This is a genomic window from Corynebacterium nuruki S6-4, assembly GCF_007970465.1.
Classification (GTDB): Bacteria; Actinomycetota; Actinomycetes; order Mycobacteriales; family Mycobacteriaceae; genus Corynebacterium; species Corynebacterium nuruki.
Genome location: NZ_CP042429.1, coordinates 3,060,871 through 3,075,957, shown reverse-complemented (window position 1 = coordinate 3,075,957; position 15,087 = coordinate 3,060,871). Strand labels below are relative to the sequence as shown.

10 protein-coding genes are annotated in these 15,087 nt (G+C 71.6%); 1 reads left to right on the top strand and 9 read right to left on the bottom strand.

Annotated elements, in window-relative coordinates:
• Window positions 1-11: 11 nt before the first annotated feature.
• Genes FSW06_RS13915 through FSW06_RS13905 form a run of 3 tightly spaced genes read right to left on the bottom strand, consistent with a single transcriptional unit; the run spans window position 12 to window position 2,288 of the window.
• Window positions 12-1,220 (bottom strand): glutathionylspermidine synthase family protein, encoded by a 1,209-nt coding sequence (locus tag FSW06_RS13915; RefSeq protein WP_010119650.1) that lies wholly within the window; start codon window positions 1,218-1,220, stop codon window positions 12-14.
• Window positions 1,220-1,708, bottom strand: a complete 489-nt coding sequence (locus FSW06_RS13910; RefSeq protein ID WP_010119651.1) for a hypothetical protein — start codon at window positions 1,706-1,708, stop codon at window positions 1,220-1,222. The genes FSW06_RS13915 and FSW06_RS13910 overlap by 1 nt, the downstream gene beginning before the upstream one ends.
• A gap of 22 nt (window positions 1,709-1,730) precedes the next feature.
• Window positions 1,731-2,288: a M48 metallopeptidase family protein gene (locus tag FSW06_RS13905; RefSeq protein ID WP_010119652.1), complete on the bottom strand. Its 558-nt coding sequence runs from the start codon at window positions 2,286-2,288 to the stop codon at window positions 1,731-1,733.
• A 107-nt stretch (window positions 2,289-2,395) separates the two neighbouring features.
• Between FSW06_RS13905 and FSW06_RS13900 the strand changes: the two genes are divergently transcribed.
• Window positions 2,396-3,343 (top strand): TOMM precursor leader peptide-binding protein, encoded by a 948-nt coding sequence (locus tag FSW06_RS13900; protein WP_211354172.1) that lies wholly within the window; start codon window positions 2,396-2,398, stop codon window positions 3,341-3,343.
• Here the strand turns inward: FSW06_RS13900 and FSW06_RS13895 are convergent.
• Genes FSW06_RS13895 through FSW06_RS13870 form a run of 6 tightly spaced genes read right to left on the bottom strand, consistent with a single transcriptional unit; the run spans window position 3,246 to window position 15,084 of the window.
• Window positions 3,246-3,662: a hypothetical protein gene (locus FSW06_RS13895; protein ID WP_139024412.1), complete on the bottom strand. Its 417-nt coding sequence runs from the start codon at window positions 3,660-3,662 to the stop codon at window positions 3,246-3,248. The genes FSW06_RS13900 and FSW06_RS13895 overlap by 98 nt on opposite strands.
• Before the next feature lie 59 nt (window positions 3,663-3,721).
• A complete protein-coding gene (locus tag FSW06_RS13890) occupies window positions 3,722-5,908 on the bottom strand; it encodes an ATP-dependent DNA helicase UvrD2 (protein WP_010119655.1) in 2,187 nt (728 codons plus the stop codon).
• On the bottom strand, window positions 5,905-6,987 hold the full coding sequence (locus tag FSW06_RS13885) for a potassium channel family protein (protein WP_010119658.1): 1,083 nt from the start codon (window positions 6,985-6,987) through the stop codon (window positions 5,905-5,907). Before FSW06_RS13885 ends, FSW06_RS13890 begins: the two co-directional genes overlap by 4 nt.
• Complete coding sequence (locus tag FSW06_RS13880) at window positions 6,980-10,675, bottom strand: UvrD-helicase domain-containing protein (RefSeq protein ID WP_010119659.1); 3,696 nt, start codon at window positions 10,673-10,675, stop codon at window positions 6,980-6,982. Before FSW06_RS13880 ends, FSW06_RS13885 begins: the two co-directional genes overlap by 8 nt.
• Entirely contained in the window at window positions 10,676-14,053 is a 3,378-nt protein-coding gene (locus FSW06_RS13875) for an ATP-dependent helicase (protein ID WP_010119660.1), read from the bottom strand. It abuts the gene before it with no gap.
• The gene (locus FSW06_RS13870) at window positions 14,050-15,084 is read right to left on the bottom strand and encodes a TIGR02569 family protein (protein WP_050801950.1); all 1,035 of its coding nucleotides are present in this window, start codon (window positions 15,082-15,084) and stop codon (window positions 14,050-14,052) included. Before FSW06_RS13870 ends, FSW06_RS13875 begins: the two co-directional genes overlap by 4 nt.
• Window positions 15,085-15,087 lie beyond the last annotated feature (3 nt).

Sequence of the window (15,087 nt, the reverse complement as noted above, 5' to 3'; positions counted from 1 at the left end):
GGACAGGCGGCTCAGCCGTCGATGAGGTTCGGCACGAACCGGGCGTAGTAGTCCGTGACCGGCCCGTCCGACTCGCGGATCCCCACACCCACGGACTCCCCGTTGACCACCCACGCCCCCAGCACCGGATAGTTCGGTGCACCGTCCGGCCCGGGGAAATTCGGGATCTGCGTGTACTGCTGCCAGACGTGGCCTTCGGCACCGTAGCGTCCCGGCTGGACCAGGTGCTCGCCACTGTCGGCCCGGAAGATCTCGATGTTGTCGCCCTCCCGGCCGTGCAACGGCTTCTTCACCCAGGACGTCATGTCCCGCGGACCGTCGACATAGCTCGGCAGCAGGTTCTCGTGGTCCGGGTACAGGTGCCACATCGCCGCACCGAGGACCTTGGTCGACAGGAACATCTTCCACGCCGGCTCGATCCAGCCCGTGGGACGCTGCGCGGCGAGCAGCGGGCCGAACTCCTCGGCCATCATGTCCTCCCACGGGTAGAGCTTGAAGATGTTCTGGATCGGCTCGTCCGCCAGGTCGACGAACTCCTTGAGCGAGGCGTCCCAGCCGATGTCGCTCATGAGCAGCGAGGTCGTCCGCCAGCCCGCCTGGTCGGCACAGTCCCGCAGCACGGCGGTGTTCATGATGTCCTCACCGGTACGTTCCAGTTCGGTGTGGGCGAAGTGCATGCCGCCGCCGGGCAGCAGCAGGCGCAGCGTGGCGAACCGGTCCCGGATCGCCTCGAACAGGTAGTTCCACTGGTCCCGGCCCGGTGTGGCACCGTGCAGCGCCTCGTACCAGTACCACTGGCAGATGGCGGATTCCACGATGCCGGTGGCGGTGTCCGCGTTGTACTCCAGCATCTTCACCGGCTCGCCCGGCACCCCGGAGTACACCAGGTCGAACCGGCCGTACAGGTCCGGATCACCCCGGTTCAGCGAGTTCACCGCGTACTCCACGGCGTACTCCGGCAGGCCGAGGCAGCGCCAGGGGCTGCCGGGACGCCACTGTTCGTCGGCGAGGAAGCGGGCCGCCTCCAGCGCCATCCGGTGCAGCTGCTCCACCTGGGGTTCCAGCGCCTCGACCTCGGCGAGGGTGAAGACGTAGGCCGCGGATTCGTTCCAGTACTCGGTCGTCCCGCCGCCGGGCAGTTCACTGGTGGAGTAGGTCAGCCCCTGCGAGCGGATGATCTCCTCCCAGCCGTCGCGGGGCGTGCTGGTGATGCGTTCCATCAGCCGCCCATGCTTCCGCCGTGGCCGTGGCTGCCGCTGCCACTGCCGTGGCCGGAGCCGCTGTTGTTCTTCCCGTTTCCGGCACCGCCCCCGGAGGAGCCGAAACCACCGCGGGCGATGTCGCGGCCGCTGCCGCCCTGGCTCGGCGCCCTGTGCGTCGCCGCCCCGCCGGGGGAGGTCGCCGACCCGGTCGACTGCGGTACGGCCGAGCCGACCGCCGGCACGGTGGCACCGCGGTTGCCGCTGAGCAGCAGTGGCAGGAAGAACCACGCGGCACTCATGTGCGAATGCCCCACCCGGTTCTCGCACTCCTCGTCGGGGAGCCGCTCCTCGGTCTGCTGGTCGCGGCAGATCTGCGCGTACTCCTGGTCGTCGACCTTGTTGTCGTCGGAGGAGCAGCCGGTCAGTGTGGTCGCCAGGGCCGCGGTGACCCCCAGGGCGACGACACCGGATGCCCGGCGGCGGCCCCGTTCGCTGCTGTGTCCCATGGCCGCCGAGTCTACCCGGCGGCTACCCGGTCCCCCATCGGCCGTACGCCTCCAGGTAGCCGGTGGCCCGCTCGGCCTGCGGTGCCCGGTCCGCCCACTCGTGGAACTCTGTGCCGTGGTCGGGGATCCAGGTGTGCACCATCTCGTGGATGAGCACGGAATCCAGGACGTAGCCCGGCACATCCTTCAGCCGGTCGGAGATCCGGATCCGGCCTGATTTCACCGAACAGCTCCCCCACCGCCGTGACATGTTCGAGACCCACACCACGCTGGCGAAGGTCGCACGGTTCTCCAGGTACCGGTGGTTGAGCAGGGCGGCGCGCTCGGCCAGTGCGGCGTCCGACACGGTCTGCCCCGCGCCCGCGTGCCGTCTACGGACCCGGCCGACGAGGTCCTCGGTACTCGACCGCAGATCCTTCGCCGCCATGTCCAGCGGTGCGAGCACCACCACCCGGTCGCCCTCCATACGGGCGGCGATGGTGCGCTTCCGGCGCCCCGACAGCCGGATCTCCACGTCCGGTGCGAAGTCCTCGACGACGGCGCGCTGTGCCGCGGTCGGACGGCGCGGAGCTCGGGCCATGGGAACCTCGTTTACCTCAGTTACACAGACAGCAGGTCATTCACTCCGCTACAGTACCGGTAGCCGGAGAGACAACGGGGACCGGGGAATTTCGGGGGAACACGACGATGATCCGACAGTCAGGCACACACCGCGGTGACGGGGAGGGCAGAGTGCGCCTCCGTGGGGCCACCGACCTCATCCTGCGGCCCGGCGGGCATCTCCAGTTCGGGGTGATCCCCGCGCACAGTCTGGTCCTGCCGGTCCCCTCCGGTGTGCCTGTCAGCCAGGTGCTGCAGGTGCTGCGTGAGGTGCGGCGCCCCGTCGACCGGTCTTTCCTGACGCGCATTCTCAGCCACTGCGGCATCCCGCCGGTCCACGCACGCGGCATCGTCGACGAGCTGGAACAGACCGGGCTGCTCCGGGCGGACCCCACCCCGTACCCGGTGTACGCCACCGGCCCGGAACGCTTCACCCGACCGCTGGTCCACACGCTGCGCCGGCGTGGGGTGGCGGCGACCGGGATCGCCCCGACGTCCGACACGTTCACCCAGCTCGGATCGGATGCCCTGGTCCTGCTGGCGGGCCAGCTGTTCCCGTCGGCCGATCTCAGTTTCCAGCTGATGGAACAGCAGGTGCCGCATCTGACGTGGGGCATGGTCGACGGCCGGACGGCGGTGGGACCGTTGGTCGTGCCGGGCCGCACGCCGTGCCTGTCCTGCCTCGACGCCGCATATCTCGCGGCCGACAGCCGGTGGCAGATGGTCCGCGCACAGGCGACCGCCGGTGGCGCGCCGGTGGACACCCCCACTGTCGAACTCTCGGCCGGGCTGGCCGCCGGCGCCGTCCGCGCGCTGCTCCCCGACCTCCTGGCGCTGCAGGACGCCCGGATCAGGTCCGACGACACCGACGCCCCGGATCTCTGCGGTCGGCGCCGCTATCTCGATCCGGAGACCCTCGTCTCGACGTCCACCGAGATCACACGACGGCCGGACTGCGCCGCCTGCGCGCTCGCGGCAGCAGCGCTTTCCACAGCACCGCACCCCACAGCACCAGTGCCCCGACCACCATCATGACGGTGCCGCCGAGGTTCCCGTCCCCGTCCCCGACGAACCAGGACAGGAAGCCCGCACCCGCGATGACGGCCGCCACGGCGTAGACGAGGCCCGCCTGGGGCGAGGACACCGCGGGCACGGCTCCGTCGGATGCGGCATGGGCACCGCTGCGCCGCATGGCCAGCGCCGTCACTCCACCGTCGAGCAGGGCGATCACCGCCCCCACCGTGCCGATGACGGCACCGGTGACCGTCACGGGGTCCGCATCCGCGGCCACCCCGATGATCATCACCACGAAACCTGCCGTCACGATCATCGGCCACAGGACTGTCCTGGTCATCGCAAACACCTCCGGGGTCGAGGATAGCGTGGCCGGGGAAACTTTTCGGGGGTATCGGCTCAGCTGTAGTTCCGGACGATGCCGAGGATGTCCTCGCCGAACTGCTCGACCTTCACCGGGCCGATGCCCGGCACCTGCACCAGCTGCTGCGGGGTGGTCGGGGCCTTGAGCGCCACCGCACGCAACGTGGCATCACTCATCACCACGTAAGCAGGCACACCCCGCTGCTTCGCCAGTGCCGAACGCCACGACCGCAGCTCGGTGACCAGCACCTGGTCCATCTCCTTCGCATGCTCCTCGCACACGCCGAGGATCCGCTGTTCCGGGGTGGGCAGCCGGGTACCGCAGACCGCACAGGCGTCCTTCGGGGCGCCCTTCACCCGGCCGGGGCGGGACGCCGCCTCCCGGGCGCGCTTCTCGTCCCGTTCCTTCTCCCAGGGCACCAGGCCGTCGAGGAACCGGGTGCGCCGCCGATTGGCTTTCCCACCGGGCTGGCGGGCCTGCGACCAGGACAGCTCCAGGTGCTCCCGGGCACGGGTCACCCCGACGTAGAGCAGTCGACGCTCCTCCTCGATCGCCTCCTCGCTGTGTGATCCCTTCAGCGCGTAGCGGATCGGGACGGTGCCGTCGACGAGTCCGATGAGGAACACCGCGTCCCACTCCAGCCCCTTGGCGGCGTGGATGCTGGCGAGGGTGACACTCTCCACCTTCGGCGGGTTCTTCGCCTGGGCACGCTCGCGCAGCAGCCCGAGCAGACCGGCGAGGTCGAGGCCGGGCGTGGTCGCGGCGAGTTCCTCGGTGAGGTTGACCAGTGCCTCCAGGGACTGCCAGCGGGCCCGTTCCTGGGCACCGGTCGGCTCGGCGGGGGTCAGACCGACCGGGACGAGGGCGGCGCGCACCTGGCCGACGAGGTGGCCGGTGCCGGCGAAGGACACGTCATCCGCTGAACCGTCCGTGGATGTGTCGGCGGCGGCCGCATCCCCCGAGGCGATGAGTTTCGCGCGGGCCTGTTCGCGGCGCGCCGCCTGCCCCAGCGCGCTGACGGCCTGCCGGATCTCACCGCGCTGGAAGAACCCTTCACCACCCTTGACCTGGTAGTTGATGCCGGCGGAATCGAGGGCGTACTCCACCGCCGCGGACTGCGCGTTGATGCGGTAGAGCACCGCGATCTCCGAGGGCTTCACCCCGGACCGGATGAGCGCACCGATCCGCTCGGCGACCCCGGCCGCCTCCGCGGTCTCGTCGGGGTACTCGGTGAACTCCGCGGGCGGGCCGGCCGGACGCTGCCCCTCGAGCTGCAGCCGCGTGCCCGCCATCCGGCCCGTCGCCCGCCCGATGACGTTGTTCGCCAGGTCGACGACCTGCGGGGTCGACCGGTAGTCGCGGAACAGGCGGACCGTCGTCGCCTGCGGGTAACGGGTCGAGAACCGCAGCAGGTGCTCGGGGCTCGCCCCGTTGAACGAGTAGATGGTCTGGTTCGCGTCCCCGACGACGGTGAGGTCGTCCCGGTCACCGAGCCAGGCGTCGAGCAGCCGCTGCTGCAGCGGGGTGACGTCCTGGTACTCGTCGACGACGAAGGTGCGGTAGCGGGACCGGAACTCGTCGGCCACCCCGCGGTCGGCCTCGAGGGCGCCCGCCATCGACTGCAGCAGGTCGTCGAAGTCCATGAGGACCCCCTCGGGGGTCACCTTCGCCCGCTCGTAGCCCTCGAAGATCCGGACGAACTGTTCCGGAGCCACCGGGCAGTCCCGTCGGTCCGGGCCGATGTGGGCCGGATAGTCCCCGGGGGCGATGAGCGAGGACTTCGCCCATTCGATCTCACCGAGCAGGTCCTTGAGTGTGGTCTTGTCGGTCTGCACCCCGGCCGACCGTGCGACACGGGCGACGAGCGCGAACTTGTTGTCCAGCAGCCGCCAGGGGGTGTCCCCGACGATCTTCGGCCAGAAGTACTTCAGCTGGCCGCGGGCGGCGGCGTGGAAGGTCTTGGCCTGGACCCGGGCCACCCCCATCATCGTCAGGCGTTCGCGCAGTTCCGCCGCGGCCCGGCTGGTGAACGTGACGGCCAGGACATGGTCGGGGTTCACGTAGCCGCCGGAGACCAGGTGGGCGATCCGGTGGGTGATGGTCCGGGTCTTGCCGGTGCCGGCGCCGGCGATGATGCACACCGGGCCCCGGGGCGCGGTCGCGGCGCGGAGCTGTTCGGGGTCGAGCGCGGACAGATTCAGTTCGGCGAGGCGGTCGGTCACTGCGGGTTCGCCTCGGCGGCGGTGTCGGTGATGCGGCGGATGTAGAGGATCCGGTCGCCGGGCTCCACGGTCTCCGCCTCGACCGAGTCGATGCGGTACAGCTCACCGGAGCGCACCACGCCCAGCACGATGTCCTCCAGGTTCCGGGGGCTGCCGCCCACCTCGTCGTCGCCGACCATCCGTTCGGCGACGGAGAATCCCTCGTCCGGGCTGAGCAGGTCCTCCATCATGCCGGTGACCGACGGGCTCACGGTCGCCAGACCGAGCATCCGGCCGGCAGTCTCGGAGGAGACCACGACCGAGTCCGCGCCCGACTGCCGCAGCAGGTGGGAGTTCTCCGACTCCCGCACCGAGGCGACGATCGTCGCCGACGGGGCGATCTCCCGCACCGACAGGGTGATGAGCACGGCCGTGTCATCCATGTTGGGGGCGACGACCACGGCGCGGGCGCGGGTCACCCCGGCGAGTTTCAGCACATCGGATTTCGTCGCCGAGCCCTGCACGGTCACCAGGCCGCGCGAGGAGGCGTGGGTGAGGACCTCCGGGTCGCTGTCGACGACGACGATCTGCGACGCGGTGACGCCGTCGGCGAGCATGGCGGTGACCGCCGCCCGCCCCTTGGTGCCGTAGCCGACGACGACGGTGTGGTTGCGCATGTGCTTCCTCCAGCGACGGATCTTCAGCGATTTGCGGGATTCCTCGGTGAGCACCGACAGGGTCGTCCCGACCAGCAGGACCAGGAAGATGATCCGCATCGGGGTGATGACCAGGACGTTGACCAGCCGGGCGGTCTGGGTGACCGGGGTGATGTCACCGTAGCCGGTGGTCGACAGGGACACCGACGAGTAGTAGACGGCGTCCAGGTAGGTGCGGACGCCGGTGTAGCCGTCCCGCTCCAGGTACACCACCGTCGAGGCGACGAAGATGAGCACCAGGGCGTAGATCATGCGGCGGATGATCAGCCACCAGGGGCTCACCGGGGTGGCCTCCGGGATGTTGACGACCTTGAGCAGCGCGTGGGGCGGCAGCGCGTCGACCTCGCTGTCAGTGCGGAAACGGTCGCGGAAACGGTCATTCATCGCCGTGTCCTCCGATCCAGTCCGCCAGGTCCTCTGCTGACGGGAGTGTACCCGGTTCATAGGTCTCGTTCGACAGCACATAGTGGAAGCACGCACGCACCGCGTCCGGGGGAACGGTGACCCCCTGACGGCTGCTCAGCAGCTTCGCCCACGCGAGCCGGTAGACCGCCAGCTGCATCGACGCGTCCTGCAGGTCACGGCCGACGGGACGGCGACCGGTCTTCCAGTCGACGACGGTCCAGCCGGACAGCGGGTCGTCACCGTCATGGAAGACCGCGTCGATCCGACCCTCGAACAGATGCCCGGCCAGCGTCACCGAATAGGACCCCTCGACGGTCACCGGGGTGCGCGCCGCCCAGGTGCTGTCGAGGAACCGCTCCTTGAGCCGGGTCAGGGCCGGGTCTGCGAGGGTCGCGTCGGCGGCGCCCGGCAGTTCATCCTCGTCGAACAGCTGTCCGGTACCGGTGCCGAAGTGCCGCTCCACCCAGTTGTGGAAGGCGGTGCCCCGTTTGGTGTAGGGCCGTGGTTCCAACGGCACCGGACGGCGGCGACGACGGGCGAACTCCTCCGGGTTCCGGGACAGGGACACCGCCTCTGTCGCCGTCAGCCGTGCCCCGAGGGGCACCACGACTTCGGGGGCGGACCGGGCCGTGTACTCGCGGATGAGCAGTGCCGTCTCCCGGCGCCACTGGTCGGCGAGCGTGCCGGGGTCCGGGTCCGGTGCGGTGCCTCCGTCCGTCCCGCCGGTCGTCTCTCCGATCGTCACTCCGGTCGTCTCTCCTGCTGCGGTGACGAGACCGGTGCCGTCCGCCACACCGGGCTGCCGCTCGGTCAGCGTGGGCCGCGGCCACCGGGCCGGAGGTGGGGTGGGGATCACCCGGACGACGTCGGCGACGAGGTCGTTGCGTGCCGCCGGGGATGCCGGGACCATCACCGCATCCTCCCGGTGGTGCGGTCCCTTCTCCAGCCGTTTCAGCTCCGCCTTCGAGTACACCATCCCCAGGTCCGACCAGGTCACCACGCATTCCGGGGCCGTCGCCGCGAGCCGGTCGCGGATCAGGGTGAGTGCCACCGACGGGTCGACCGGCTTTTTCGCGGTGCCGTTGAAGGCCGCCCCGGAGACGAGGAGGACCCGTCGACTGCGGGTGAGGGCGACATAGAACAGCCGGTCGTCCTCCTTCGCGTCGTGCACGCCGAGCTGCTCCTTGAAGCGGTCCTCCGCCTCGACCACGCCCTTACGGTCCACCACGTCCGACAGGTCGAGCACCGGCATGCCGGTGGTGTCCGACGGGTCATCGGTGGCATCCCCGCGCAGTCCGGACGGCAGGACGCGGGCGTTGGTCGTCCACGAGGTGACGGTCGGCCGTTTCACGGCGTCCGCGTAGGTTGCCCGGGTGGCGTGCGGGACGGCGACGATGTCCCATTCCAGTCCCTTCGCCTTGTGCACGGTGAGCAGCTGGACGCAGTCGGTGAGGACCTCCACCTCACCGGCCTCGAGCCCCTTCTCCCGTTCCTCGGCCGAGCGCAGGTAGTCCACCAGGGCGCCCGGTGAGGCCGTGCTGAGGTCGGCGAAGGACCGCACGACCTCGGCGAAGCGGTCGAGGTGGCTGGTGCCGATCGACCGGCCGGGTTCGCGGTGGTAGCGGGTGAGGACCTCGGTGCGGACCCCGGTCATCTGCTCGATGTCGGCGATGAGGTCCGGCAACGGTTTCCCGAGCGACTGGAGGCGCAGATACCGCAGTTCGCGTCCGAGATCGGACAACCGTCGCACCCCCTCGTCACTCATCCCGAATTCCGTCATACCGCGCAGGTCGGCGAGTGCCTCCGCGAGGCCGACGGGGACCCGGGCGGCGTCCCGGTCGATCTCGGCGAGGCGGCGGCGGACGCCGGCCATCGCCGGGGAATCCCCGGGCTGCGGAGTGACGAGCGCGGTGAGGCCGGTGTTCTCCGCACCATCGACGACATCGACGGCACCGGCGCCGTCAGCGCCGTCGGCGGCATCAGCGCCCGGGCTGTGCTGCCGGTACCGCCGGTCCCGCTGCGACAACTGGTCCACCCGGCGCGCCAGGGCCTGCAGGTCCGCCGCCCCGATGTTCCACCGCACCCCGGTGAGCAGCCGGAGCAGGGCGATATCGTCGGCGGGATCCACGAGGATCCGGAGCGTCGCGTAGACGTCCGCGACCTCCGGGACCTCCAGCAGGCCGGGGCCCGCGGTCGTCTCGACCGGGACGCCGCGCTCGACGAGCAGGTCGTGGAGCGGGCGGGCCTCGGCGTTCTTGCGCAGCAGGACCGCCGCGGAGAACGGGGCGGCCCCGGCGGAGGTGTCCCGGTTGCGGTAGCGGTCCGCCAGGTCATCGGCGAGCCAGGTGAGTTCCTCCTCGCGGGTGTCGAACCAGGCGGCCTTCACCTCGCCGGTGCCGGCGCCGGGCCGGGAGACCAGCGGGGAGACCGGGGCACCGGTGCCGTCACCGGCATCGTCTCCACCGGCACCGCTCCCGCCGGCGCCGTCCGCCATCGACCAGCGCGAGACGGTGTTGGCCAGGTCCAGCACGCGGGCCGGATTGCGCCAGGAGGTCGTCAGTTCCAGTCGGGGTGCCGGCGTCGGTGCACCGTCACCGGCCGGGTCTGACGCCGGGTCCGCCACCGGGAAATCGGTGCGGAAGTGCGCGAGGTTCGCCGCGGTCGCCCCGCGGAAACCGTAGATGGACTGCATCGGGTCGCCCACCGCGGTGACGGTGAGGTCGGGGTCCGCACCGCCGCCGAACAGTCCGCGCAGCAGCACCCGCTGGGCATGGCCGGTGTCCTGGTACTCGTCGAGCATGACCACCCGGAACCGGCGGCGCTGCGCCTCCCCGACCTCGGGGTGGGCGTCGACGAGCTGGGCGGCCTTCGACATCTGCTGCCCGAAGGTCAGCAGGTTCATCTCCGACAGCCGGGCACGGTAGTCCGCGACGACGGTGAGCAGTTCCCGCCGGTAGGTCAGGGCGTCGCCGATGGCGGTCAGCCGGCCGTCGACACCCTTGAGCACCTTGCCGTCGCGGTCCGGCAGGCCGTCGAGTTCGACGGCGGTGATCCGGCATTCCTCGTCGACCTCGTCGGCGCCGGCGAGGTGGTTGTCCATGCCGTCGTTGAGTTCGAGCATGTCATCGATGATCGACGGCACCGACCGGTGGGTGGTGAACCCCTCGGTGCGGGAGAGCACCACGTCACGGGCGATCATCCAGCGTTCGGTGTCGGTGATGATGCGCCCGGCCGGCTCCATCGGCAGCAGCAGTCCGTACTCGCGGACGATGTCGCCGGCGTACGAGTCGTAGGTCGCGACGGTGGGGGTGATCGCCTGCAGTGCACGGCGCCGGGGGTCATCGGCCGGCAGGTCGTCGACGAGCCCGGACGCCGCCAGTGCCTGCAGCCGGGACCGGATCCGGACCCCGAGTTCCCGCGCGGCCTTGCGGGTGAAGGTCAGGCCGAGCACCTGTTCGGGCAGGACGAGACCGTTGGCGACCAGCCACACCACCCGGGCCGCCATGGTCTCGGTCTTGCCGGCCCCTGCACCGGCGACGACGAGAGTGGGGCCGGCAGAGGCGCCGATCACCGCCGCCTGCTGGGGTGTGGGGGCGTACTCCTGGCGCAGCCACTGCTGCGACAGTTCCACCGGGTCGATCAGGGCCGTCGGGTCGAGGTGCGTCATCTATACCACCTGCTCCCCGGCGCGGCAGGCCGGGCACAGGCACGCGTATTCGGTGCCGTCGCACCCGTCGGTGGCCGTGAAGGCCGGCCCGGCGACCCGCGCGGCGGCGGCCAGGGCGACCTCGCGGAACTCCGCGAGGTCGGCGTCGCTCAGCCGGCCCTGCTGGAGTGTCTTCACCGAGGCGGTCGGGACCCGCGGGTAGACGAGCATGGCCCCGTCCGCCTGCCGGCCGGGTTCCAGGGACATCAGCAGCTGGTAGGCCGAGAGCTGGGGGCTCACCGCGGCCTCCTCCTTCGTTTTCGCGTGTTTTCCGGTCTTGAAGTCGATGACGGTGGTGGCCCCGTCCGCGGCGGTCTCCAGTCGGTCGGTCCGGCCGGCGAGGACCACCGGCAGGCTGGTTCCGTCCGCGTCGGGCGGGGTCCGGCCGATGACGTGCTCGAGCTTCTTCTCGACCTCGACGGTGCGGCCGGTGCCGGCCCGGCCGGCCAACCAGTCGTGGAGGCGTTCCACCGCCTCCAGGCAGCTGGCGGTGAGCGGGGCGGCGGTCCACTCCGGTCCGTCGACGAGCCACGGGACCACGGTGGTGACGGTCTCCTGCGCCTCCCCGAGGGTCAGACCGACGGCGAAGCCCTCCGCCACCGCGTGGATCATGGTGCCGACCTTCATCGGCTCGGTGGTCGGGACGCTGCGCAGCCGGTCGAGGAAGGACCGCAGGTCGCACGCCGCGTCTGTGCCGGTCGGGCCGGTGGCCCCGGCGCCGAGGTTCTCCAGCAGCGTCGGACTGATCCGTACCGTCGGGGTGGCGTCACCGTGGCGGTGGGCGACCGCCGGGCCGGTGGACGACGGCTCCGCGGTCCCCCACCATGTCACCGGGGCTGCCCCGTAGACCCCGGCGGCGGCGAGCCGGGCGAGGTTGTCTGCGGCGGCACGCCGCTCGTGACCGGGCCGGCGGGGATCGCAGACCGCGTCGCGCAACTCGGCGACGAGGGGTTCGACCGCGAGGACGCGGGGCAGGGCGTCCACCGTCGCCTCGGTGGGGTGCGGCAGCGGTTCCTCCTCGGTGTCGGCGACGGTGTCCCCGTTGATCTCGTCGAGGAACCGGGACGGGACCGCTGCCTCGTCACCGGCGGAGGACACGGCGGTCACCACGGTGCGCCGGGTGGCGCGGGAGACCGCGAGGAGGAAGAGCCTGCGCTCCTCCGCCAGGGCGGCGGCGGACCGGGACACGGGCACCGCCGGGTCGATACCGCGGTCGGCGAGGTCCACCAGTTCCTGCTGACCGAACAGTCCGCCGACCGTCGGTCCCGCCGGCCAGGTGTCCTCCTGCACACCCGCGACGACGACGACCGACCACTCCCGCCCGGCGGCGGCGTGCGCCGGGAGGATCTCGACGGCATCGGGACGGACCCCGCGCCGGTCACGGCCGCCGGTGGGCAGTTCCTGGGACCGGACCCCGTCGAGGAAGGTCGTCAGGCTGATCGCCGGGGTGCGCTCCACCAGGTCGCCGGCGATGTCGAAGAGGCTCATCACTGCGTCGAGGTCCCGGTCCGCCTGGGAGCCCAGCGTGCCGCCCCGCAACGCCTGGGTCTGCAGTCGGGTGGACAGGCCGGTGGCCTGCCACACCTCCCAGAGCACCGCCTCCACCGATCCGCCGCTGTCGAGGGCGGCACGACCGGCGTCGGTGACGGTCCGGATCCGGGTGAGGACCTGCTGTTCGCGGGGGCCGAAGCGGCTGGTCCACCGCTCCGCCTCGTGCGGGTCCGCACGCCCGGTGACCACGAGGCCGACCGCCTCCATGGCGCGGAGCCCGGATCCGGCGACCGCCGGGGCGGCGGCGCGCTCCATCCGGCGCAGCATCACCGGATCGGCCCCGCCGATCGGGCTCTCCACCAGCCGCTGCATCTCGGCGACGGTGAGCGGACGCGACAGGGCGTCCAACGCCAGCAGCAGTGCGGCGACGAGCGGCTGCTCGGCGAGAATCACGCTCGTCGGGTCGACTTTCACGGGGACGCCGTGGCTGAGCAGGGCGCGGCGCAGACCGGCGATCTCCCCGGTGGACCGGACGACGACGGCGATACGGTCCCAGGGCACGCCGTCGAGAGCGCGGGCCCGGCGGACCGCATCGGCGACGACGAGCCGTTGTGCCGTCTCCGACGGCGCCCGGCGGATCTCCAGGTCCGGCACCGTCGCCCCGTCCGCGGACTCCCCGCCCCGCAGCGGCACCCGGGTCGGTGCGGCGGGCAGCCGGCGTTCCAGCCGGTTCACCGCCGTGACCGCCGACGCGCCGAGCCGGTGGGTCCGGGACAGGACGATCCGGTGGTCCGGGTCGGCGGCCATCCCGGTGAGGAAGTCCTCGTCGGCGCCGCGGAAGTGGAAGACGCACTGGTCCGGGTCCCCGGCGACCAGCGTCCGCACCCCGGGGACCGCGAAGGCGCGGACCAGGGCGCCGGACGCCGGGTCGAGGTTGTGGGCGTCATCGACGAGCACCAGCCGGATCCGGCGCCGCTGCGCCTCGACGACCGCCCGGCCGTCCGGGGTGCCGGTGAGTTCGTCGAGTGTGCGGTGCAGCAGGTCGGACGCGTTGAGGCTGTGTGACCCGGACAGCCGCTGGACCTGGTCGTACTCGCGGAGGAAGTCGCCGGCGGCGACCCACATGTCCAGCCCGTGGCGGTGCCCCAGTTCCGTCAGCCGCGCCGCGCCGATGCCGCGCTCCGAGGCGCGCAGCAGCAGGTCGCGGAGCTGACGGGCGAACCCCACCAGCGGCAGGGCAGGGCGGATCCGTTCCGGCCACCGGCCGGTCCCGTCCTCGGCCTGGCCCCGCAGCAGTTCCCTGATGCGCAGGTCATGGTCGGCACCGGTCATCAGACGTGGCAACGGATCCCCCCGGCGCTGTGTGACCGCACGCAGCAGGGCGAAGGCCCAGGAGTGCACCGAGCGCACCGGGGTCCCGGTGGCCGCGTAGTCCGGATCGTCGCGCAGCAGTTCGGTCAACCGGCCGCGCAGTTCTGTCGCCGCCTCCTTGGACGGGGTGACGACCATGACCCCGGCAGGGTCACCGCCACCCCGCAGGTAATTGAGGAGCGTGTCGAGCAGTAGCGAGGTCTTCCCGGTGCCCGGGCCGCCCAGTACCGCGTACGGCATATCCCGGTCGACCCGGTCGTCGCCGGTGACCACGGCGCCGGCGAGCCCCTCCCAGTGTCTGACGGGGCCCGACGTGTGCGCAGCGCCGGTGTCCAGCCGGATGCGGACGTCGTCTGCCGAGCCGATCCTGCGGCGCAGTTCGGCGTTGCGACGGGCCTCCTCCCGCGCCGCCGTCGTGTCCGCCGTCCCTGTCGTGTCCTGTGCTGTCCGGTCCCCCATGGCGTCCCCCACGGTCATTCCTCCGTCGTCTCCGGTGTCCGCCCGGCGTCCGTCTGTGCTGTCGTGCCTGCCGTATCCGCCGGGGCTGTGCTTCCGGAGTCATCTGTAGCACGGCCACCGGACAGCAACGGTTCCCCCGGGTCGGTCACGGGTGCTGAGCCGGCCCGGACCGCGACGATGTCGGCCACCCGGGCGAGTCCCGGCCACGCCTCGGCGGTGCTGTCCGGGAGCACTGCATGGACGAAGAGCCGGTAGATGACCGCCCGCAGCAGGATCTGGTCGAAATCGGGCAGGTGCCGCCACCGGTCCAGCAGTGCGTCCTCGGCATTGGCCCAGGCCAGCGCATCCACCACGAGCAGGGCGACCGACCATGCCGTCGGGTGCCAGGCGGGGACGAAGTCGACGACCGCCGGATCCGCGTAGCCGTCGTAGACGGTGCATCCCAGGGCGTCACCGTGGACCAGCTGGTCCGGGGCGGTCACCTCCTCGCGCAGCAGCAGCAGGCCGGCGGCCTTCTCCACCGCCGCGGCCACATCGTCGCGCGGTACCGTCGTCGGATCCATGACCGGGGCCAGTGACACGGTCGGGTCGTCGGCCCAGGCGGCGGCGTCCGCGGCGGCGAACAGTTCCGTGTCCCCCCAGACCATCGGGCCCCGCGACTGCGGCCCGTCGGCGACCGGCACCGGTGCCGTGAGGAAAGCCGGACGCTGCTCGTCCACGAGTGCCTCGTTGAACCGCAGGATCCCGGCGGCCGTCTCATCGAACCGTGGCGCACGGTGGCCGGACAGGAACGTCCGTGCCGTCCATCCGCCGACCGAGTAACGCCCGTCGCTGGACCGCAGCGGACGTGCCACCGACACCCCCACCGGCCGGATCCGGTCCATGATGCGCGCGGTCCAGGTGCCGCGTGCCGGATCGCCGGAGGGCAGCAGGACGGCCCGGTCACAGCGCCAGCCGTCACCCCACGCACCACCGAGGGCGACAGGGGTCGCGTGCGCCACCTGGAATCCCGTGCGGATGCTGTCCGGCGGTGGAGTCGAATCAACCATGGC